Below are 21,374 nucleotides of genomic sequence, written 5' to 3' on the forward strand. Positions count from 1 at the left end.
ATCGAAAAGGAATCTGAATACTATTTTGCTAACTTAAATATTTACACCTATATGGCCCATTATGTGGCTAAGGTGTTGAAGAAACGTCCTAATGAGATTCTTGATCATTGGGGCGTTTCTGAATTATTGGTGGCTTATGGGCAGTATGCAAATGAGGAAAGCTACAGTAATTTTCTTGAGTGGAAGAATTTGGACAATGAAACGAAGCGCAAAGTTAAGAAACCAAATGAATATGCCGTCCTTTTTTATACGTTGGATGATCTGCAAGATGATGAGCCGGAAGAAGGTGAATAAATGGCAATTGAAAAAATAGGCGTAGATATTAAAAGTAACGCTAAGGATATAGAAAAACAGCTGAAAGATATTGATTCTAGGATTAAGGATCTCAAATCGTCTAAACCGACAATTCAGATCAATGCAGAAAAACTAGGAAATGCAAAAAAAGAAATCAACAGTGTGAATGTCCAACTGAAAGAACTATCGGCTAAGAAAGCTCTTATCAAGGCTGATGCAAGTAACATAGAAGACGCTAAGAAGAAAATGGCTGATATTACGGCTCAAATGGATAAGCTCAGAGCAAGGAAAGCAGTCCTTCAGGTAACTACTGAAAAGCTTAAAGGAGCAGATCAGGATCTTAAAAAGTTAGACAGGGAGATGCAGCAACTCAACAATAAAAAAGCTTACTTACAGGTTGACAGTCAAAATATATCTGAAACCGAATCAAAACTATCTAGTCTAAAATCTAAGCTTATGCAAATTGGAACGACTAAAACGAAAATAGATATCTCAGCTAATTTAGATAAACTTGGGTCTCAGTTGGATGGCGTTGGAAATAAAATGCTAGGTGTACTTAATCCATTTACATCTAAGATCAATCAGATGATCGGTTTTGGGGCAATTATGCGAGGTGTCGATGGAGCAATCAATATGGTGTCTGGATCTGTAGATGGTGCTATAAATCGCTTTGACACTTTAAATAATTCAACTCGATCTTTTGAAAATATGGGGATTGAGGCCGGAGTTGTTAAAGATGAGATTGAAAACCTTAAGGGCTCTATTCAAGGGTTGCCAACACCAATTGATGGTGCGATCTCTAACGTTCAATTGCTGACAGCATCAACTAATGACATGGGTAAATCAGTCAAAGTATTCCAAGCGATGAATGATGGTATTCTCGGCTTTGGTGGAGATGTGCAGATGGTAGACAATGCTGTTGTCCAGCTTTCCCAATCGTTCTCGAATGGAAAAATTGATGCACAAACGTGGAACTCAATGATAAATAGCGGGTTAGGTCCATCATTAAATGCTATGGCTAAAAAAATGAATATGACAACAGGTCAGATGAAAGAGTCGCTGTCTGATGGCACTATATCGGTAGAACAATTTCAAGATGCACTGATTGACTTAGATAAAAATGGCGGCGCCGGAATGAAGTCCCTGCAAACCATCGTTAAAGATGCAACATCAGGGATTAAAACTGGTATAGCAAACATGAAAACAGCCGTAGTTCGTGGGTCTGCAAGTATTATCAAGACTACAGATAATATCTTACAAAAAGCTGGTTTCAAAGGTTTTGCTGGGGTATTTGCTAGTATTGGTGAGACTTTCGAAAAGAATCTCACTAAAGTTTCTGATTTACTCGAAAAAAACCAAGATAAGATTATTTCATTTGTGAGCACCGTCAAAAATCAATTTGCTAGTCTTGGAAGTTTTGATAAGGTTAAGTTTTTTGAAGGACTTAAGGAAAGTTTCACATCTACTGCTGAAGCAGGGAAAAGTTTTATTAATACCATGTCTCCTCTGATCAATGTTGCCAAAAATCTTATTACTAAGTTGGGTGATGGCAGTTTCGAGAAAGGTCTTGGTAAATTACCAGCCCTGTTTTTAAAAGCAGCAATAGCAAGTAAAGTTTTAGGTAAATCTCTTAAGCTTCTTTCAAAGTTAAATATCAAGTTACCTTCCTTTGGTAAAGGGAAGGAAGGCCTTGCCACTACATTTGGTGCATTTAAAGGGAATATGTTTGATAGTCTGACAAGTTTTGCGAAAAATTCTAGTAATCTAGTTCTAATTTTTGGAGCAATTAAAGTAATTGAAGCCGCTGCTGAAGCAATGAAGCATTTAAATGAAAAAGTACCAAGCGATCTCAAAAACGTTGCAGAAAAAGTTGGTGGGATGGCTTTAGCAATTAGTTCAATTGGTGTGTTAGCCTTTATTGCAGGGAAACTTCCATTGAAAGAAATGACGGTTGGTTTAGTTGCTGTGGCGGCGGTATCATTGGAAATTATGCTTGCTGCCGAAGCACTGAAACAGTTGAATGAAAAAGTACCGTCTAGCATTAAAAACGTTGCTAAGAAAATGGTTAATGTAGGTATAGCAATAGGCGGAATGGCATTGCTTGTAGGGGTTATTGGAGGATTGTCTCTAGTTGGATGGCCAGTGGCTTTAGCGGGTCTTGCAAGTGTCGCACTATTGGCAGGAGAATTAATACTTGTCAGTGAAGCAATCAAACAACTGGATGATAAAGTACCAACTGATTTCGATAGTTTGAAAACAAAACTAAAAACAATCACTTCTGTTTTAGACAGTATTGTTGAATCAAATCTTACTAAATTCGGAACATTATTTGATTCAATTATAGCAGGTTTTACGACTATCTCTTTTATTAAGGTAATCGATAATTTGATTATAGTTTCTAATAAATTAGAGAAGTTAAATTCTTCGAGTAAGAAAATTAATAAAAACAAGACTATTAAAATCATTGAAAATTTGAAAGATATTATCAAAGTTTTAAGTAACAATGGAAGCTTTTTATCTTCCATAGGCAAGTGGTTTAAAGGAAAAATAGATACAGCTGTGTTCGATAATATTAAATTGTTGTTGAGTAAGGCAGTATCGATTACAGACGATTTAGCCAAATTGGATGAGGGGCTTAAAGCAGTTGAAAAACTTAAATTCAACAAAGAAGCTGTACTTATAACTATCAATGCAATTACCGATGTGGTAAACGAGATGAATCTGGGAGGAGGATTATTTTCTTCGCTTGAAAAACTTGTCCAAGCTGATTTAGATCAAGGGACATTAGAAAAATCAAAAAAATCCTTAGCAAATATAACAAAATTGAATGATGCTCTAAAAAACATCGAAATAATGAAATTCAACAAAGAAGCTGTATTGTTAACTATTGGCGGCGTAAAAGATATAGTGAATGAAATGCTATTAGATGGTGGGTTATTTACTTCTTTAACCAGACTAGCAAAGGTGTCTATTGATAGCAGTATTTTAGAGAAATCAAAAGAATCTTTGCAGAATATCTCTGATTTGAATATAGCTCTTAAAAATATAGAGGTGATGAAATTCAATAAGGATGCTGTACTTATCACTGTTGGTGCAATCAAAGAAGTAATAGATGCAATGTCTATAGGCGAAGGTTTATTTCACTCATTGGGGTTGTTTATTCAAAAAGGAGTAGACAACGGGACCATAGAAAAATCAATAATAACACTAAATTCTCTATCAACTCTGAACGATTCAATGAAAAATATAGAGGTGATGAAATTTAACAAAGGGAATGTGCTTATTACAATTGGAGCAATCAAAGAAGTAATAAATGAGACTATAGTAGGTGACAGTTTATTTAGTTCACTAGATATCTTTATACAAAAAGGAATGGACAATGGAACGCTTGAGAAAGCAAAACAATCTATTGGCTATTTAGCATCATTGAATGATTCAATAAAAGAATTAGAAGTGATGAAATTTACCAAGGATGCTGTACTCATAACCATTGGGGGCATAAAGGATGTGCTCAATGAAACAATGTTAGATGGTGGTTTGCTATCGTCTGTTGGTCGGTTTGTTAAGAATTTTTTTGATAATGATAGCTTAGAGAAATCAAAGAGTACTTTGAAGAGTATCTCTGATCTAAATACAGCTATTAAAGATATTGAAATATTAAAGTTTAACAAAGGGAACGTACTAATTACAATTGGAGCAGTAGGTGATGTTATTGAGGCTTTAAATAATTTTTCTGTTAAGAATAACATCGGAGATACTAATTTTAACGGAATGATTGAGAGTTTCAGTACACTGATTTCCAAAATTAAAGCACTTGAGCCTGAGTTTAACGTAACTGGTAAAACCTTTGGAGAAGCAGTTATTAAAGGATTCAAGAATGCAAATGTTCCTAGTACAATCATCAGTTCAATTGATAAGCTTATTAAAGATTTAAAAAACAAAAATTCATCTTTTACTGCAATTGGAAAAGGTTGGGGAGATAGTCTCAAGAATGCATTTACTTCTGCAATTAGTGGACTTGTTAATGCAGTAACAGGCCAAATTAACAGCCTTAATTCTCAGAGCACATCTTTTTCTATGATTGGTACAAATTATGGACAATCTCTAATTAATGGATTCAATAAATCTGTAGTGTCCTTATCTGAGTCTATTGGTAATCAAGTTAAAGCAATTCAATTAAGTTTAAACAACCTGAAAGCTCCAGACTTAGACGCTAAGGTACGGACTAATGGACGTACTACGACTTTATCAAAAGGTGGTTCAGTACCTGAATACCATTCCGTAGGAGGCTTGACTGGTGTATTCAAACGTAAAGGGACTGACACAGTTCCTGCGATGCTTACTCCAGGAGAATTTGTCCAGCGGAGAGCAGCAGTCAATACATTTGGACTAGATTTCATGAACAGGGTAAATAACTTAGACGTCCAAGGTGCATTTCAAGCATTGACCGGGCGATTTAACAACAGAGCAGTTTCTCGTCAGTCGGTGTCAAGTGTTGTCAACAACATCAATAACAGCCGAACCAATAACGCTAAGGTTGTTCAAAATATCCATTCCGATAGTCAAAATTACAACAGTCTCGGTCGGATGCGCAGAGAATTAAGGAGGATTTAGAATGCTATTAAAAAAATGTGATCCCTTTATTCCTGTCAGAAAATACATCCAGTTTAATGATTTAGTCATTGATAATTTCGATATGCTGCAAGATGCCGATTTGAGCGGAGGTTTTAAATCCGAGACTCAGCCCTATAGCTTTGGTCACGGAAGTTATGCTCCGTTTAAATCACGACAGCAGCACTCCAGAGAGCAATCTTTGAGCATGACACTAAAACTTGACTATCGTAAGTTAAGACGAGAGCAACGTCAGTTTTACAAGGATTGGGTTCGCATGAATATTGCTAGAGCGGGTAAACTGTGGGCGATAGAAGGTAACCAGGTACTTTGGACAAATGCTTTTGTCACAGACTTTAGCGAACCTTATTCACTTGAAAAGTACACCGTTAGCATTGATCTTGAGTTTACTTTGTACGAAGGGGTTTGGCACAAAGCAGACGTCCGGAAGACTTTTCTTCAGCCATACTCATCTTGCAATTTCATGGACTGTTTAGACTTTAGAGAGATTGATGAGTGTATTGATTGCTGTATCGGATGTAATTCTTCTACTGTTGAAATTTGTCCAAAATGTAGCTGTGATTGTGAATTTCTAAATGCAGAAAATTCTCTTTGTGGACTGAAGCGCGAGGTGGCCTCTGATTTTTACAAGCAATGTGGAGACAGTTATCGAATCATTTACAACTGTGAAGCTGGAAAACATATCTGGGGAGAGGAACATATCTTAGGTAATAAAATTTGTAAAAAAGATATATGCAAAAACATCATCGCAGGTCAATTTTATAGTGAGACTGTGCTAGACAGTGAAAATGTGACAGTTACCTTGATCGGTACTGTAAAAAATCCGATTATCACGATTAACGGAAATTCCATGCAGATCATGGGAGAGTATTCGGGTAAGCTCACTATCACCGCCAGTGGAGACATCTACTATTTAGCAGATGAGTGCTGCGATGAAATAATTATTGATATCAATCAACTGAAAATACCTGAAGGAAATACCTTCGGTTTCATTGTCTACCAAGGACAAAACAGCGTTATTGTCGAAACGAATAATTGCTGTGACATGACTTGTGTGTATGTCAAAGTCGATAACATAACTATTTAAAAAGGGAGTGAAGAAATGTCAAAAAATTGTTCAGCTTGTGAAGCATTGAAGGAGTATGCGCCGAATTTTGTTACGAACGGGATAACAGCTAAAGAGTGTAAGAGTTTAAGAAAAGATACGGGTCTTAATCCAGATTTAAAAGTTTTACACGATAACTGCGAAGACTTAAATGATTTACTAGAATGCCTCATTGGAAGTTTGCATGACAAATTAGATGCGGCAGATGACTGTAACTGGAAAGATTATATTGACGATCTAATGACAAATCTGGAGCTATTAGAAAAAGCGATTATTTGTAATGAGTGCGGTCAATGGGACTATATCCATAAAATCATTGATTGGATTAATGGCTTTGGGGGCTGTGAGTCGACTATTCAGACGGAAACTCAGCTTTGGAGAGGCTCTGTTGAATTTTCTAGCGGTTCACAACATACTTTTAGCGGCCTTGATATTAGTAGATACGATTTTGTGGCACTGGAATGGAACTACCAAAAACCTGACGCTGGTCCGGATTATATGGTATCTGAGGTCAGACGAGTACAGTCATTTCCAAACCCTAAAGATAGTGGGTGGTTTATTGAAACTAGTGAAACAAAAACAGCTTCTGATTTGGCGGATGACCCTACTTTTCATATACTGACTGTCGGAGCGCAAGCACTAGAAAAAGACACAATATATACAAACTTAATAAAATACTCGGTTTGGTTATCTAACGGTACCAGAAAGGCACAAGCAACTACAGCAAATCTCATCGGAATTAAAGGTTATAAAACAATCAAACTTTGTCCACCAGCAATCTAGAGAGTGAAAGGAAGTGTTTTCCGTGGCAAGTATTCAAGCGGCAGTTAACTGGATGGACGAAAGAATAGGTCAAGTTTCATATTCTATGGCTGCAAGGAACGGTCCTTCCAGCTATGACTGTAGTTCCGCAGTTTATTATGCGTTACAAGCTGGTAAGTTTTTAGGAACAGATGTCATGGGAAACACTGATACTCTTTTCGGGCACCTAGAAAGTGCTGGCTGGAGACAGACCTCGTCACCAAAACGTGGAGATGTGTTCATTTTTGGAGCTAGAGGTGCCAGTGGGGGTGCAGCAGGCCATACGGGAATCTTTATCAATGCAACTGACATTATCCATTGCAATTATGCCAGTAACGGGATATCAGTCAATGACTATAATGGAGTACGCAGTGGAGCAGGAAATCCACCAGCAACAATCTACCGCAATCCTAGTAAAGCAGATACGCCAAATATTACAACAGAAGAAGAACGAAGAGCTTGGTCGATCGCTCAGGTACTAAACAAAGCTGGCTATAACAAGGTAGCAATTGCAAGTATTTTAGGAAACATCGAGGTTGAAGTTGGACCATCGATGAATCCAGATACCGATCAAGTTGGCGGACCCGCTTATGGCTTGGTTCAATGGGACGGATCAGCTTATCCTTTAATCGGATCGGCTACACTTAACGGTCGAGAATATGTACAACGATTGATGAGTCATGCGGGCATCGGTGGTGACTACACAACAGCTGAACCTCAAGCAAGATTGATCGATTGGTGCATGTTCAACGGACAGTGGATCGGAGCTGTAGAACCTAAATCGGTTGAAGGTTTCAAGAATGTCGGTGATGTTACAACAGGAACCACTGCATTTTTGAAAAACTTTGAAAGGGCTGGGGTTGAAAATCTACAGAAACGTATTGATGCCGCTAACCGTTGGCTTAACTTTTTAAACAGCGTTCCGTCCGATTTAGGCGAATTAGAAACTTTTGAAACCATGACTAATGTTGGGCACTTGGATTTACTAGGCATCAAGAACGGAAAGGTTTTTGCCAGAGGTTGGCATTTTAGTTCTGACAAAGCGGTCGAATACATTGTCTTTGTTAACGCTGAGAATGATAAAGAATTAGGCAGAGTCAAAGCACCAATCATCAACCGGCCAGATGTAAAAGAAGTGCATCCGAAAGTTATTGGAGTCGAGAAATCAGGCTTTGACGTCAGTCTTACTGTACCGAATGAAACAGCTGTTTATATTAAAGGGATTCGAACAAACGGTACACAGACAGACGAATTGATATTTGATAAAATCGTTATTTTTGAACAAGCCTTTGATGTAGAAATTGACGAGTATGCAAAGAGTAACACAAAGTTTTTCTTTGAGATTGTAGATAACGGAAAAGTGGTTAAACGTGGTAAGCATATCCTGAACACTTTATCATGGGGGAATTCGTTAATGGAGGTACCAACCACACAGATTGATCTACCAATCGAGTATCTTGAATTTATCAAGGGCAGAGAAGAAATAAAACTATACATCAACAATAAAGTATTTCACGGAATCATCACAGGCTGTCCGTTAATCAAAGAAGATGAAATGATAAGCCTTGATATAACTCATGTTGTAAGTGAGTGGGAATACCGTCAAGTGTCAACGAATCTTGCAGCTAAGAATCGAACAGTAAACGATATCTACAGCACTCTTGACTTTCGTTATCCTGGATGGAATGTCGGCTATATGCAAGACTCAGCTACTCGGCTCATTGACTACGTCTACAGCCGTCAAAATAAACTCGAAGGGTTAACCAAGACCTGTGAATTGACTGATGATCTTTTCTGGCGTGTAGGGTTTAACTTTGGGCGAAAAATTGAGATCGGTACTTTTGGAGATAAAAAGCCTTATCGCTTTTCCGTCAAACCGACAAGTAAGCAAAATATCCGAATCATTAAAGAGCCGACAATTACTCCAGAATTTGAAAACGTGATTAACGTTGCAACAGTTTACGGAGAGAAATCAGACAGTGGTATGAGCAGCATGAGTCTGCGTGAGATATATGAAGAGAAAGGTGCTCAAAATCCTAAGTTTCCTGTAGTGATTCTGAAAAAGGGAATCAACAATGAGCGAGGTTATGATTACATCAAATTCACAAAACTTGCTCCGAATAATGATCTGGAATATGCGGTGATCGATTCAGAAAGTATTGCATTTGAATCTGGCAAAGTTATAGAAGGGTCATTCCCTTTTAACGACCTAGCCCCGTTCAATACTGACGGGAAGGAAATATCTGACGAGGATCGAGCAAAAGCAGCTAAAACCGCATATGATGCAGCTGTAAAAAAACTAAAGCAATCACGTCGATCTTACAAAATTGAATTAAGCATTGAAGAATTACCTGCAGATATTAATGTTGGTGACAGGGTCAAATTTTCATATGACAATCTGTTGGCTAAAATCGGAGAATGCTCAAACTATATGAAGAAAATCCTCAGTTATGATGATTGGTTTTATATTACTGAGATTGGATATGAGTTCGACCAAAATGGTGGCGAGTCAAACACAGTGACGCTTGAAAAAATGCTTAAAACCGATCGGGAGAGTGATCAGCAATGAGAGCACAGGAAGGGACTATAATTCGAAGATTAGCAGAAAGGTCAAATGACCGGAAGCAAGAAGCGAAACAGGATCAGCTTCAACGTAGAAATCAAGTCGTGGACATCTACGGGATGGAATTTACCCGACAAGGTGATTCAAATCATCCTGCAACCTTTTATATCTCCGTTAGTCCAGATATAGTTTACTATGAACGATTTGAATTTAAAATCATTATCCAACCTTTTGCGATGCCAATCGCAGGTAACGGGGCGACCGGATTAGCAAGCGTTTCGGTAAATGATACGCTATTAACAACGAATGGCTCATCGATCTCCCCAAATCCTCACAAACATACAACTGCACCTCATAACCATTCGTTAGATGCTGGTGTGTCACTGTTTACTAGCAGCGTATCCGATTTTGAAATATGGATTGAAGGGATTGATATCACTCCCGTTTTAAAAGCACAGTTTGCGGGGAAATGGATTGACGGAGAGGGGATTTTTCCCTCATCTGATCTATCCAACTACGATATCCTTGCAGCTGTCGGCTATATGGCTCCTTGGCAAAAAGGGGTAATACTACAACCCGGCTATAAGAAAATTGAGTTGAAAGGAAAGGGAGCATTCAATGCAACTCTGGTCAACTACTTGAAATACTCCCACGTGAATAGGTGATGAAATGAATAAATACGAAAAAAAGGCAGCTCGAATGCGATCCCACTTGATTGATCATCCTGGTGACTATCAAAGCGTGATCAGTTTATTTCAAGCAGATAGTGATGCGATTGCGCATGAACTAGAACGCAAGAAAAATCTACAAATGAGAGAAATCTCTAAATATAAAAAGGAGAGTGGCAATCATGGAAAATAAACACAGTACAGACGGAATTGCAGAGGACATCATTCGAAGTTTTGTTCAGGTAGCGAGCGCCGAGATGCATGCCAAAACTTTGCTAGAAAAAAGAGTCTCTGAGCTTGAGAACGGCTTTATTGATCTAGAGACAGATATAGAACAGCAACTCAGCAAAATCAGCGAGTTGAAAATTGAGATTAATGATCTCGCAGAGTTACGCCGATCTGACATGCTTTACTTGTTTAACCTATATGGTGGGCAAGGTGACAAAGAAAAATGGTGTACTGTCAAACATCTTGGAATTGCAATGATGACGGCGTTCGAAGCGTGGCAAGCAAGCGATAATGATGAGGCATTACTGGCGTCAGCGCTAAACAAAAATAAGTTATTCATCAGGGCAGTATCTCAATTTTTAGGCGTTGAAGTAACTGAATGTGCCGCCTGTTTTGCAGATATTTTAAAAGGAGGCAACTTGGATGGTTAAACCAACGATTTGTAATTCAGACTCTAAAACTCCTGTCATTCCTGAATTTTGTGATGATGGATTGTGGGAAGTACCAGTCAACAGTTTATCCGAAATAAAAAAGGCAGACCGAGATCATGCGTACATTTTGCCAGACGATTCGGTATGGGTTTTGTCTCATGACGGTAAAAGTTTTATTCGACTAAATCTCGGAGGAGGATCTGGGGAAGGCCAACCAACGCAAGTTGAGAATACTGACGGATTCCTTTCTGTTGACGGGAGTGGAACCTATGACGTCTCAGTTGATTTAAACCTAGAAAATCTTAAAGAACATGTAATTACTCCAGAGATTGAAAAAAATCTATCTGATAAACAAGACAAATTAACCGCTGGTATAGGAATCAAAATCGCTGAAAATGAAATATCTGGAACAGGTCAACTTGCTAAGATTACAGCTGACGATGGTTCGGCATTTTTACAAGTGGCTGACAATGAGACAATAATCTCTGCGATTGTGTCAGCTGGTGCTGGGGTTAGATCTGGGGTAGCATCGGCAAAAGTATCGGACAATCCAACGTCTACCAACATGATTATGTTTGTTGCTAACATGGTGACAAGTTCAGGAGGATACGTAATCGGGACAAATACAGCTGGTTTAACTTGGACTAGAGCAATTACAGCAAAAGGGTGGTCAGGAGATTGGCAACAGTTAGCATCAACCCGTCAGGCTCAAATGAGCAAAATTACAAGTGACAACGGATCAGTCTATAAAGGGATATCTAGTGGCACGATTTTAGAGGCCGTTTTAGCAGAACGAGAAGGCTTTAGAAACTACCACGCTTATGGTGCCGTAACTGATTTACCTAGCAAGAGTGTTTTTAGATTTACAGCAAACATGTCAACGACATCGGGCAATGTTACAGGTATGGACGATCTAGGCAATTTCTATGCTCGCGCAATTTCCGATAGTAAGTGGAAAGGTGATTGGCAAAAAATAATCAACGGTTCTCCAGATAATGATACGCAATATTGGGCATATTTTAATCCTACCTATGACCAAATATCTGTTGGAGCCAAAGGAGATAAGCGAGGCAGTACGGTATACCTAGCAGGTAAATTTTATTCAGAAAGTATCTATTTAAAGTTAGAAGATACTACTTACTGGTACATTGATTTTAGCTTAAAAGACAACCCGGAAACTTCAAACTCCAACTTGATTGTTTATAGAAGCAAAGAGGATCTGCTAGTAGATTTTGAATATAATCTAGAAAATGATTACAACACTATGATGTTGAAAAATAGAAAATTTTCGGTATATGGTGGGCTAACCATTATGACAAATAATGATAAAGTATTGGCCTTAAATACTAATAGTTTAAATCTGGGCACATTATCATCTGATTTTTCCTACTTCCTTATTCAGAGTCTAAACTTTTTTACTATAAAATTAAGGATAGAATCTGGTTTTTTCATTCAACCTAAAGAGGGAGCTATCCTTAAAACCCAAAACTATAAAAATAAACCTCAGATTACAAGAGAAATACGAAATGAGGATTTTGCTTTTGATGTAGCTGTTAAGGCTAACCCGGCAATGCCTGGTGAGTATAAGCCCTATACCCTTACAGGTTACTATCAAATGATTAAAAAGCCAGAAGATGGTAGCTACGACTTTACACTAGCACTTACTGGTCTGTTTAGTTGGTCACACCAAATTCCATACGATGATAGTAAGATATTAGAAGATCCTAACAATGTATTCTCTCCACAATATGTGGGCAATGAAAACGAGTATGAGTTTCAAATAAGACAAAAAACAGTATTTTTATAGAGAAAGTAGGTGAATTTATGAGAAGAAACATGTTGAGTTTATTAGTTGCATTTCAATCAATTGTGATTGCTCTATGGCTGATAGTTCATCGAGGAAAAATGAATTATACAAATTCTGTAAGAGGTTTTCAACATACTGGATTCTTGAACAGTTGGGTATTCTACTCAATGGTCCTTATAACTGGGTTCTTGCTTGTTTACTCGATTTTAAAGAAACGAGTAAATATTCAGAAGTGGAGTCTAATTCTCATGAATGCTGTGTGGTCGGCATATACAGTTGTTCTTTTTATCAATGAATTGAACGGCGTTCCAAATATGAGTTGGGCGTTATTACTAGGTTATAATGTGGCGATTTATTTAGCTGCTAGATATGAGGTGAGCGGCTAATGGAACCATGGATAACCCCGACAGCGCTAGCAACAATTCTCACTGCATTGCTAACGTACATGGGAACAAAAAGGTCCACTAAGTCTGATGTTGACAAAATATACACAGTGGAAATCAAGAATATTATTGACGAACTGAAAGAAAGTAACAAAACCGTAAAAGAAGAAGTTGCTGATCTTAGATACCAGGTCAAAGCTTTGACCAAAAAGTTGAATGCTAAAGACGAGCTGATCGCAGAGCTTAGAAAAGAAATCAGTAGACTTGAAAAAGAAAACGCAGATTTGAAGGGAGAACAAGAAAATGAAGTTGAAAAATAAAACATACAATCGTATGAAATGGATCGTTTTAACAGTTTTACCAGCTGCTGCAGTATTAATCTCATCAGTAGGTGGCGAGGTTAATTGGGAGCATACGCAACTTACCGTAACGATCTTGAACGCAGTAACAGCATTTTTAGGTGCGAGCCTTGGATTCTCAAGTCTCAATTATCAGAAAGGCGGAAATGAAGATGGTTAATATTGAAGCGATGATCAAATGGATGTCAGACCGTTTAGGCAAGGTTACATATTCAATGAATGCAAGACTAGGTCCAAATAGTTATGATTGTTCAAGTGCTGTCTACTTTGCGTTAATTGCTGGCGGATTTTTACCAGCAGGAACTATGGGCAATACAGATACCTTGTTTGGTCATCTTGAAAAAGCTGGATGGAAACAGGTGCAACCTGATGCATCCGGAAACTATCCCGTTAAACGTGGCGACGTAGGAATCTGGGGAGAGCGCGGAGCATCTGGTGGAGCTGCCGGACACACGATGATCTTTTTAGATGATAAAGATACGATGATCCATTGCAACTACGGTTATAATGGAATCACTATCAATAATCATGATACAATCTGGAATCTCAATGGCCAGCCGCCTGTCGCAATTTATCGCTATACAGGTAATAGCGGAACAGCTAAGCCAAGCAAACCTAAACCGACACCACAGCCAGCTCCAAAACCTGTTGTTAAAAACGATGTGGATTATATGCGCCAATACGGGCAAGTGCAGTGGAATGGTAAGCAGTTTAATGTAGATGATAGATCACAGTATGCAGGTATCTGGCAAGTAGTCAGCAATGAACTAGGCGGACTGACGCCAACTCCGACAACTTCCGAAAACGAGTGGATCAATAACGGGGTGCCTATGTCAGTAATTAGTTGGACAGATGGATCACCACAGTCATCAGTTAATGGAAATCAATTTAAGTTTGATCAGGATCTCATGAACATTGTTGATTATGACGTACCGAGCAATGGTATTGCAGTGTTGTTAGATGGACACAAAATCTGGGTAGACGCGACTGTGGCTAGAAACGCATAAAAAATAATTAATAAATATCCGAGGGACAACTTATTCTTTGTCCCTCGGATTGTCCTATTAGTTTTTTATCTATACTAGACTAAGTAATCGTTATTTGTTAAAAATTTACATTAATCAATTAATCAGTATCAGTAATAGGCTAAGTAAATCAGGTAGTGCTTTGGAAGGCAGTGTGGGGTAAAGCCTTTTTTAGCGCTAGAAACGTTTATTTATCAATGTTTCTGGTGCTTCTTTTTTTTGAAAAAGCAAACTAACTACAAAACTAACTACAATTTCTTTTAGAAAAGATATTTTTCCTTTTCAATAAACTGAGCGAATTGGTCAGCGCTACGCTCCTCACGTTCGGGGTAGAAGTAGTTATATACTTGTCGAGTCATCTTTGAATCTTTATGGCCGACACGGTACATAATATCCTCTAAGTTCATATCTGCCATTGCACAAAGTGAGACATGTGTTTTACGGAATTCATGAAGTGTAATTCGCTTTAATTTGTATTTAGTCGCGATGACATCGTACCAATCATTCGCTTGACCAGGCCGACAAAATCTATTCTCTTTGTTAGGAAAAACAAGTTGATGTTTATTTGTTGCTCTAATTCCTAAAACCTTAAACTCAAATTGCTGTCTAGTTTGCCATTCCTGTAACATAGCCATTGTTTCTGAATCAATTGAAATGGTTCTTTTACCAGCATTTGTTTTGGCACTTTGACTAGCTACTTTGGTTATTTTAGTATTAGGATCACTTTCGACTTCAGCTAATGTTTTACTGATGATTAATTTCTTAGTTTCAAAATTAATATCATTCCATTCAAGAGCAAGTATTTCTGATTTTCTAGCACCTGTATAGGATAAGACTCGAAAATAAGTTTCGATTTTCTGATTTCCATGCTTTTTACAGCAATCTAAGAAGACAGCCAGCTCTTTAGGAGTGTAGACACTCATTGTTTCAGTAGCTACTAAATTTTCATCAATCTCTTGACGTTTAATAGCTTCAGTCTTGCGCATGGGATTTTCATTGATGAGTTCTTGTTGAACACCATATTGTAAAATCTGAGCAACTGCGCGACGAAAGTAATAAGCTTGCTTGTATCCATCTCGTATCCATCGGCGATTAACTTGAGTGCAGAAACGTACTGAAATATCATTCAATTTTTTGTCTCCAAAATATTCAAGCGCATGATCTTCAATAGCTCGTCTCGTAATCATGATAGTAGACGGTTTTACTTTCAAACGGTACTGTTCAATGAATTCTTCATATAGCTCTGTAAAAGTGATATTACCACTCATTTTTAGTAGATTCTTATCGAAATCTAGTTGCAGTTGCCTATATACTTGTTGGGCTTCTTTTTTTGTCGGGAAGCCACTTCTAGTTGTGCGAATCTCTTCACCAAACTCAGTTTTTCCAAAATAGCATTGAAATTTCCAGAGTTTTTGATTGTACTTGGTGTATTGCTTAAAAGAAACAGACATATAAATCTTCCTCCTAATTCATTCATTGGATTAGGATATTTTTGTCTTTAGCAAGATTTTAATATTTGAGGTTTTAATTAAGTTAATCATTTTTTAATTGATTGAAAATATCCTTTACATCTTCAATATCGTACAAATGCTGCCTACCAATAATAATGACTTCTAATCCGTTAAGACGAAGTGTTCTTAAGGTGTCATAACCAATGTGCAATTCTTTCATTAGAGTTTGTTGATTAACATATCTTCCAAGAATCAGTGACAGATTATTAGGCGTATTCATATGAAATTACCTTCCTTTGTTTACTATTTAAATTGTTGGATGATTCACCCTTTCTTTGTATTAAAATAGAGTATTACCTCAAGTTTTGCGAGCTAGAACGAAATACTATAACTAGATTATAATCTGTCCTGCTCTTTTTTCCTATAAGAAATTGTAGTTATGTGATATTTTCACTTTATTTATTTTGAAAAATATTCTTTATAAAACCGAGAGACTTGTGTTTACAAGCCTCTTGTACTTATCAATTTTCATCTTAAACATCAAGTTGTCTCTTGTTAGGAAACACATAGGAATTTCACCTCTCCCCAGTTTATGGCGAGCCTTACGGAAGTATCATTATGCTCTTTGTATTTTGTCGCAGATGAGGAACAACCTCATTGTAGTGAGTCTAATATTCGCTTTAAAAAATGATCATGGCGTAGTACTCACAAATGCTTATACAAAGAGGAAAGTACTTGATGTTTTTATTTGATTGTCAAAGAACAGGTTAAATTTTGTAACTCATAAATAAGATGATTTTTGACCTAAAAAAAGCAACATCTATTAAAATGAAATTTTTTGAATATTTTAGAGGAAGATTATTAAAAATTAAATTAAGAAAATAAAAATAGGCATGAATGAATTTCTTCATCCATACCTTGAAAATATAAAGGTAAAATTACTTTAACGATCGCTTCTGAACTTTGGATGCTAAAAACTATTTTATACACAGATTTTAAACAAATAGGTGTTGTCATTCTAGAGTTGCTAAATTACAGTTTTATAAATTGTACATTGAATGGTTCAGAAATTTCCAATCCATGTGTAGCGTGGATTGGAACAATGTACCCACTTGTTGGTTGGTAGAAAAGCGGTCCGTCATCAGTATTAATAGCATATTGATTATTTCCTACATCTTTAAAATCGAAATTACAGCTATAATCAACTTCTGGTTTTAAATATAATCCTCCCCATATATCTATAGTAGAAGGATTCTCATAAAATGGATACTTAACAGTAAAGCCATTTTCTTCAGTTACTCGAGTGCCCAAGCGGTATGTTTTATCAGTTGTTACTTCTGTACCTACGCTAGCGTCACGAGAAGCAGATAGAATTTCTTCAGAATAGCCCTCAGATGGATCGCCACATAAATAGGTACTAGTCCAGCTTCCGTGTCTATAATGCATCAAAGCGGTATGATTTGTTGAAATCATTTTTATTTTGTAGACATAATATTCTTGAACTGGATTACCATCTACATCCTTGACTGTATCAGCACTTGCAGCGGTATTAAAAATAAATAAACTCATTACACAGATTAATGACGTAGTAAAAAGAACACTTACAATTTTTTTCATTTCAATTCCTCCTCCAATTATATGAAACAGTTGCTTTGTATGGAATGACAACACCTATTTGTTCAAAAACTGTCCAGAAATAAACTTTAGAAAGCAGATTTCAATATCAGATTAAAAGGAGGGTTAGTTTCTATTATTAATGATAGAAACAAGTTTTTAACTTTTTTGTGCAGATACTATCTACACGACTACTATTTTGACTAGTTGTTTTAAGGCGAAATTCCTCCTTTCAAACTTTTTTGAGTAAATACTAAAATAGCTCTTACTATAATAATTAAAGCATATCATGGTCGGTTCATTTATCTAAAATGGGGTTATATCGATTTAAAATGTGATAATAATTTTATAAAAAGAGTTGATTACTTGGTATTTGTATACAAAATAAAACTCTAAAGACATAATGCCTTTAGAGCTGAATTTGTTTATCTTTTACAGTTACAACGTATTTCATACTTGTATATATGCTCAATGAAATGTTCTCTAAGTTCTTGTAGACAATCGGGATCCAATTGACCAGAACGAGTGGCTTCTTTCAAGAATAGAGGCTCAAATCTGTTTAAGAGCTCAAGCATTGCCTCTTCATTACCGGCCTTTGCGTCAATAACTAGATCAATTAATTCTTTCAAATTAAGGCCTCCTTTTATTTCGAGAGTTCTTCATACTCTTAGGAGGTCCTCTTGAGCGTAATTGAATGCTAAGAACTTTTAAGATAATGATGTAATTTAGCTAAAATTCTTTTTTTTAAAATTGAAACACCCTGTCTAGAGATACCTAGGTTTATAGCAATTTCTTTATCTGTTTTACATAAAATATATTTGTCGTAAATAAATGCTTTTTCTTTAACTGAAAGCTTCCTTAAAGCACAGGATAGAGAAGTGTTTGAAGTATATAGCTCCATTTCATCAACGTTTCCTGGTAAAAGATAATCTAAGAGAAATGTAGTTTCGTAATAAGGAATCAGGTAGTCATGGAGACTAACGCAAAGAAGAGTTCTATTTTGATAAAGGTATTTTTTTCTGAAATAAGCTAGAGCAGTTTTTTTAGTTACTTGATGAATGTAATTAATGAAAATATTGTTCAATACTTGTTTGGTACACATAACAATCACGTCCTATATAGTCTATTTGTCTTATTTTTGCCGATATTGATAGTAACCACGATATGCTTTTTCCACATTGATAGAATTATCTCTAATCGCACGCGGAAGGATATTATTAGCTAAATTCTTGTAATTTACAGCAAATAAAGAGTCTTTAGTGAGAGTACAGTAGATTTGTTTTGTGTTTAAGGGTGTCCCAGCTTCTTTTAAAATGGAGCAGATTTTTCTAGATATTTTATCGTAAGGTATGGATGTTTTTGTTTTTGAAGAAAGAAGATATTTTTGATGTTCGATATCTATTTTTGAGATACCATGCTCAGAGATAGTAGAATTTATGGCTGTTTCTTTCCTCTCGATTTTACTTGTTTTTTCACTATTCAAATAATCTAATCTTTCCTTTAGTGCGTAATATTGTTTCGTAATTTCTCTTCGCTCTGCAATAAGCTCATGTAACAATTGATAAATTTTTTCCTTTTCATCATGACTTTCCATAAGAATTCCTCCTCTAGAAATAAGATGATTTTTTACAGTAAAAAGGCAACAATTTTTTAAAATTTTCGACGAAAAAATAGAACCTATTCCTCATCTTATTTTTAACAGATTAGAATAAGCTCTTTCAGTTAGTAATCTAAAGGAATGTAAAAATACAATCGAATTTAATTACAACGTGATTAAATTTTTAGTTGCAAAGTTATTGATAAAACACTTTTTTTTGTAAAGCATACTGGTAATAAACGATAAAACATTGGTCCAAGAATCATTGCAGTATGGATTATCAAAATGATATATTTTTTCTTTATCTATTTCTTCTTGATAACAGTCAGTCAAAATGATATCTGCCTGCATTTGAGAATTCGTTAATTCAATATTGTCATTTCCAAATATAGCAATCAAGTTTTTTTTAATCATCTGCGTGGAAAAAATGTTTTGTGTGATTTCTACATAAATATAAATCTTTTTGGTATCCGTACAGTAGTCCAATAAAAAATAGCTGAAATTAACCATATATGTGAGATTGGCTTCAGATAATTGAAGTAAGTACTGATTGTTTTTTGAGCTTAATTTTTCATAGAAACGAGCTAAGTCTGCCTCTAATTCGAAAAAGCTTAAGTCTGTTGTTGAAAGTCCACTTAATCTAGGAAATGCTTCTGATGTATTAAAAAAATCAATATTTACATATTTTAAAAAAATATGTACAACTAATGAATGATAAAGGCAAATATTGTATTGAAACTCAGTAAGTTTAACTGGGTAAGTCTCAAAAAGATTATCTAAAAAAGTAGTAGATAGCGCTACGATTTCATTATTGCTAATCTGAGCAGCTAGTTGGGCAATACGCAATTTATTTAAGTCTGAGTCAAATTCTGGAATAAACAATCGAATAAAAAAGTTTTCTAAATGAGTAATTGGCAGCTCAGAGGAATCAAGTCCTTCTGCATTTACTAAGTTGTTATTGAATTTAGAAAACACTTCACAAAGGTCTTTTAAATCAGAATCAGATTTGTAGTTACAAGTCTTTAGTGCAGGATGTTTTGAGACTGATAATATTTGTTGCACCCTTTTCTCTTGAAAAGAAGAGAGTGTGGCTGTCTTATATGACGAGGAATAATCCGTTAAGAAAGGTGGCCATTCAATTACTTTATAGATATCCCAGTAATAGATATTTAGAAAATGTAACTTGTGAATGTCGGTTCCAACTAAACTGGAATTCGTCGTCATATCGTATGAAAAAGCAATATCTAGTTTGTATTTAGAAAGAAAAGTACGAATATTTTTAATGTACTTGTACAAATGAGATGGACTAATATTTATTTGTAACGACAATTGGTTAACACTTGCGTAACGTTTCGCAATTAAAGTATTTAAAATAATAAATTCATTTGATTTCTTTACATAAAAAAGTTTCATTGAATCCAGTAGAAAGCTATTTTGCATTTCAGTAGATGTAAGAGCATAACCTGTTTTTAAAGAACAAATTGAAATATTAGATTCTGGAAATACTTCGGACAATTCCTCGTTAATTTCCAATATGCATCGACGAACACTTGTAGAAGATACGTTTAAATGATCTTTAATGTCGCGCATTTCAATGCAACTAGTTTTAATTATTACTTTAAAAAGCTTATACTTTTTTCTCTCTTTATCGTTCAAAAAAAAATACTCCATTCAGTTCACCCCATGTATACATGATTCTATCATCTGTGTGATAGTCAATTTTCTTCAATATTGGCGGTGAGCGAATCGAATAAAAATAAAATCATGGAAATGGCTTTGAAGGTTCCCAATGGTGGATTAAATCAAGATATTTAGAAAATTATTTAATTGTGGCGGGTCCCGATGTGTTATTGAATAATAAATATGAAATAAGAAGAGTAAACTTATTCCATATAAAACAGTAAATAGAGGGGAACTGAATGAAATGATTACTCAAAACTTCATAGATTTAGATCTTTACTTCGTAGTATACCGCTCAAAAGAGAAAGAGGAGATTGGACAGTACATCATAGTTAAAGAAGGAATGGAGAAAAGCTGGCTGTTAAAAAGCTTGAGCAAAACTTTAATGGAATTTGGATGTGAAGAGATTAAAGAACTTATTTCTTGGGATTTTGTACAAGTTAAAACATCCAAATGTTTACTGGGGTGTGGAAAAGATAGAGCATCAAAAAGTAAAGTATTGATGATCGATAACGATGATTCACTGGTATACAGGTCTGTATATATCATAGTATTCAAAGGGATGAATCATAAATTATTTACGAGAATAGTTGCTTTGCCAGAATTTGTTGTTGGAATTGAGGATATTATTATGGAAGTAAAAGACATGTATAAAAATGTTACTAAAATTATTTCAGTTACAGAACTTAGATAGAAATTTACTGCTAAAAATTATTTGTACTATCTATATGATTCA

General features: G+C 35.9%; 21 protein-coding genes. 14 read left to right on the forward strand and 7 right to left on the reverse strand.

What is annotated here, in order from left to right:
- Positions 1 to 72: 72 nt before the first annotated feature.
- From AC4BB5_RS07190 to AC4BB5_RS07250, 13 genes are read left to right on the forward strand one after another with little or no spacing between them, the layout of a single operon-like run.
- On the forward strand, positions 73 to 294 hold the full coding sequence (locus tag AC4BB5_RS07190) for a hypothetical protein (protein WP_490458672.1): 222 nt from the start codon (positions 73 to 75) through the stop codon (positions 292 to 294).
- A complete protein-coding gene (locus AC4BB5_RS07195; RefSeq protein WP_490458673.1) occupies positions 295 to 4,908 on the forward strand; it encodes a tape measure protein in 4,614 nt (1,537 codons plus the stop codon).
- 1 nt (position 4,909) lies between these two features.
- A complete protein-coding gene (locus AC4BB5_RS07200) occupies positions 4,910 to 6,013 on the forward strand; it encodes a hypothetical protein (protein WP_490458674.1) in 1,104 nt (367 codons plus the stop codon).
- A 15-nt stretch (positions 6,014 to 6,028) separates the two neighbouring features.
- A complete protein-coding gene (locus AC4BB5_RS07205; RefSeq protein ID WP_490458675.1) occupies positions 6,029 to 6,814 on the forward strand; it encodes a hypothetical protein in 786 nt (261 codons plus the stop codon).
- Positions 6,815 to 6,836: 22 nt separating this feature from the next.
- Positions 6,837 to 9,401: a phage tail tip lysozyme gene (locus AC4BB5_RS07210; protein WP_490458676.1), complete on the forward strand. Its 2,565-nt coding sequence runs from the start codon at positions 6,837 to 6,839 to the stop codon at positions 9,399 to 9,401.
- The gene (locus AC4BB5_RS07215) at positions 9,398 to 10,060 is read left to right on the forward strand and encodes a hypothetical protein (protein ID WP_490458677.1); all 663 of its coding nucleotides are present in this window, start codon (positions 9,398 to 9,400) and stop codon (positions 10,058 to 10,060) included. The genes AC4BB5_RS07210 and AC4BB5_RS07215 overlap by 4 nt, the downstream gene beginning before the upstream one ends.
- 4 nt (positions 10,061 to 10,064) lie before the next feature.
- Positions 10,065 to 10,256 carry a hypothetical protein gene (locus AC4BB5_RS07220; protein WP_490458678.1) on the forward strand — a complete coding sequence of 64 codons (192 nt, stop codon included), beginning with the start codon at positions 10,065 to 10,067 and terminating at the stop codon, positions 10,254 to 10,256.
- The gene (locus AC4BB5_RS07225) at positions 10,246 to 10,722 is read left to right on the forward strand and encodes a hypothetical protein (protein ID WP_490458679.1); all 477 of its coding nucleotides are present in this window, start codon (positions 10,246 to 10,248) and stop codon (positions 10,720 to 10,722) included. The genes AC4BB5_RS07220 and AC4BB5_RS07225 overlap by 11 nt, the downstream gene beginning before the upstream one ends.
- Entirely contained in the window at positions 10,715 to 12,529 is a 1,815-nt protein-coding gene (locus tag AC4BB5_RS07230; RefSeq protein ID WP_490458680.1) for an XkdV family phage structural protein, read from the forward strand. The genes AC4BB5_RS07225 and AC4BB5_RS07230 overlap by 8 nt, the downstream gene beginning before the upstream one ends.
- Before the next feature lie 17 nt (positions 12,530 to 12,546).
- On the forward strand, positions 12,547 to 12,915 hold the full coding sequence (locus AC4BB5_RS07235; RefSeq protein ID WP_490458681.1) for a hypothetical protein: 369 nt from the start codon (positions 12,547 to 12,549) through the stop codon (positions 12,913 to 12,915).
- On the forward strand, positions 12,915 to 13,232 hold the full coding sequence (locus AC4BB5_RS07240) for a hypothetical protein (protein WP_490458682.1): 318 nt from the start codon (positions 12,915 to 12,917) through the stop codon (positions 13,230 to 13,232). The genes AC4BB5_RS07235 and AC4BB5_RS07240 overlap by 1 nt, the downstream gene beginning before the upstream one ends.
- A complete protein-coding gene (locus tag AC4BB5_RS07245) occupies positions 13,216 to 13,431 on the forward strand; it encodes a phage holin (RefSeq protein WP_490458683.1) in 216 nt (71 codons plus the stop codon). The genes AC4BB5_RS07240 and AC4BB5_RS07245 overlap by 17 nt, the downstream gene beginning before the upstream one ends.
- Before the next feature lie 10 nt (positions 13,432 to 13,441).
- Positions 13,442 to 14,278 (forward strand): peptidoglycan amidohydrolase family protein, encoded by an 837-nt coding sequence (locus AC4BB5_RS07250; protein WP_490459040.1) that lies wholly within the window; start codon positions 13,442 to 13,444, stop codon positions 14,276 to 14,278.
- A gap of 278 nt (positions 14,279 to 14,556) precedes the next feature.
- Here the strand turns inward: AC4BB5_RS07250 and AC4BB5_RS07255 are convergent, their stop codons facing one another.
- The 7 genes from AC4BB5_RS07255 to AC4BB5_RS07285 all read right to left on the reverse strand — a co-directional run bounded on the left by AC4BB5_RS07255 (position 14,557) and on the right by AC4BB5_RS07285 (position 20,614).
- Positions 14,557 to 15,747: a site-specific integrase gene (locus AC4BB5_RS07255; RefSeq protein ID WP_490458684.1), complete on the reverse strand. Its 1,191-nt coding sequence runs from the start codon at positions 15,745 to 15,747 to the stop codon at positions 14,557 to 14,559.
- An 82-nt stretch (positions 15,748 to 15,829) separates the two neighbouring features.
- A complete protein-coding gene (locus tag AC4BB5_RS07260; RefSeq protein WP_490458685.1) occupies positions 15,830 to 16,027 on the reverse strand; it encodes a hypothetical protein in 198 nt (65 codons plus the stop codon).
- Positions 16,028 to 16,779: 752 nt separating this feature from the next.
- Positions 16,780 to 17,364, reverse strand: coding sequence for a hypothetical protein (locus AC4BB5_RS07265; RefSeq protein ID WP_490458686.1), 585 nt, complete (start codon positions 17,362 to 17,364; stop codon positions 16,780 to 16,782).
- Between the two features lie 422 nt (positions 17,365 to 17,786).
- Positions 17,787 to 17,990, reverse strand: coding sequence for a helix-turn-helix domain-containing protein (locus AC4BB5_RS07270; protein WP_490458687.1), 204 nt, complete (start codon positions 17,988 to 17,990; stop codon positions 17,787 to 17,789).
- Positions 17,991 to 18,058: 68 nt separating this feature from the next.
- Positions 18,059 to 18,463, reverse strand: a complete 405-nt coding sequence (locus AC4BB5_RS07275; protein ID WP_490458688.1) for a sigma-70 RNA polymerase sigma factor region 4 domain-containing protein — start codon at positions 18,461 to 18,463, stop codon at positions 18,059 to 18,061.
- Between the two features lie 30 nt (positions 18,464 to 18,493).
- A complete protein-coding gene (locus AC4BB5_RS07280) occupies positions 18,494 to 18,955 on the reverse strand; it encodes a hypothetical protein (RefSeq protein ID WP_490458689.1) in 462 nt (153 codons plus the stop codon).
- Positions 18,956 to 19,123: 168 nt separating this feature from the next.
- Positions 19,124 to 20,614: a helix-turn-helix domain-containing protein gene (locus AC4BB5_RS07285; RefSeq protein WP_490458690.1), complete on the reverse strand. Its 1,491-nt coding sequence runs from the start codon at positions 20,612 to 20,614 to the stop codon at positions 19,124 to 19,126.
- Between the two features lie 268 nt (positions 20,615 to 20,882).
- On the opposite strand from AC4BB5_RS07285, the gene AC4BB5_RS07290 reads away from it, so the two are divergent.
- On the forward strand, positions 20,883 to 21,332 hold the full coding sequence (locus AC4BB5_RS07290) for a hypothetical protein (RefSeq protein WP_490458691.1): 450 nt from the start codon (positions 20,883 to 20,885) through the stop codon (positions 21,330 to 21,332).
- Positions 21,333 to 21,374: the final 42 nt, after the last annotated feature.

This window comes from Enterococcus sp. AMC1252 (assembly GCF_058216515.1).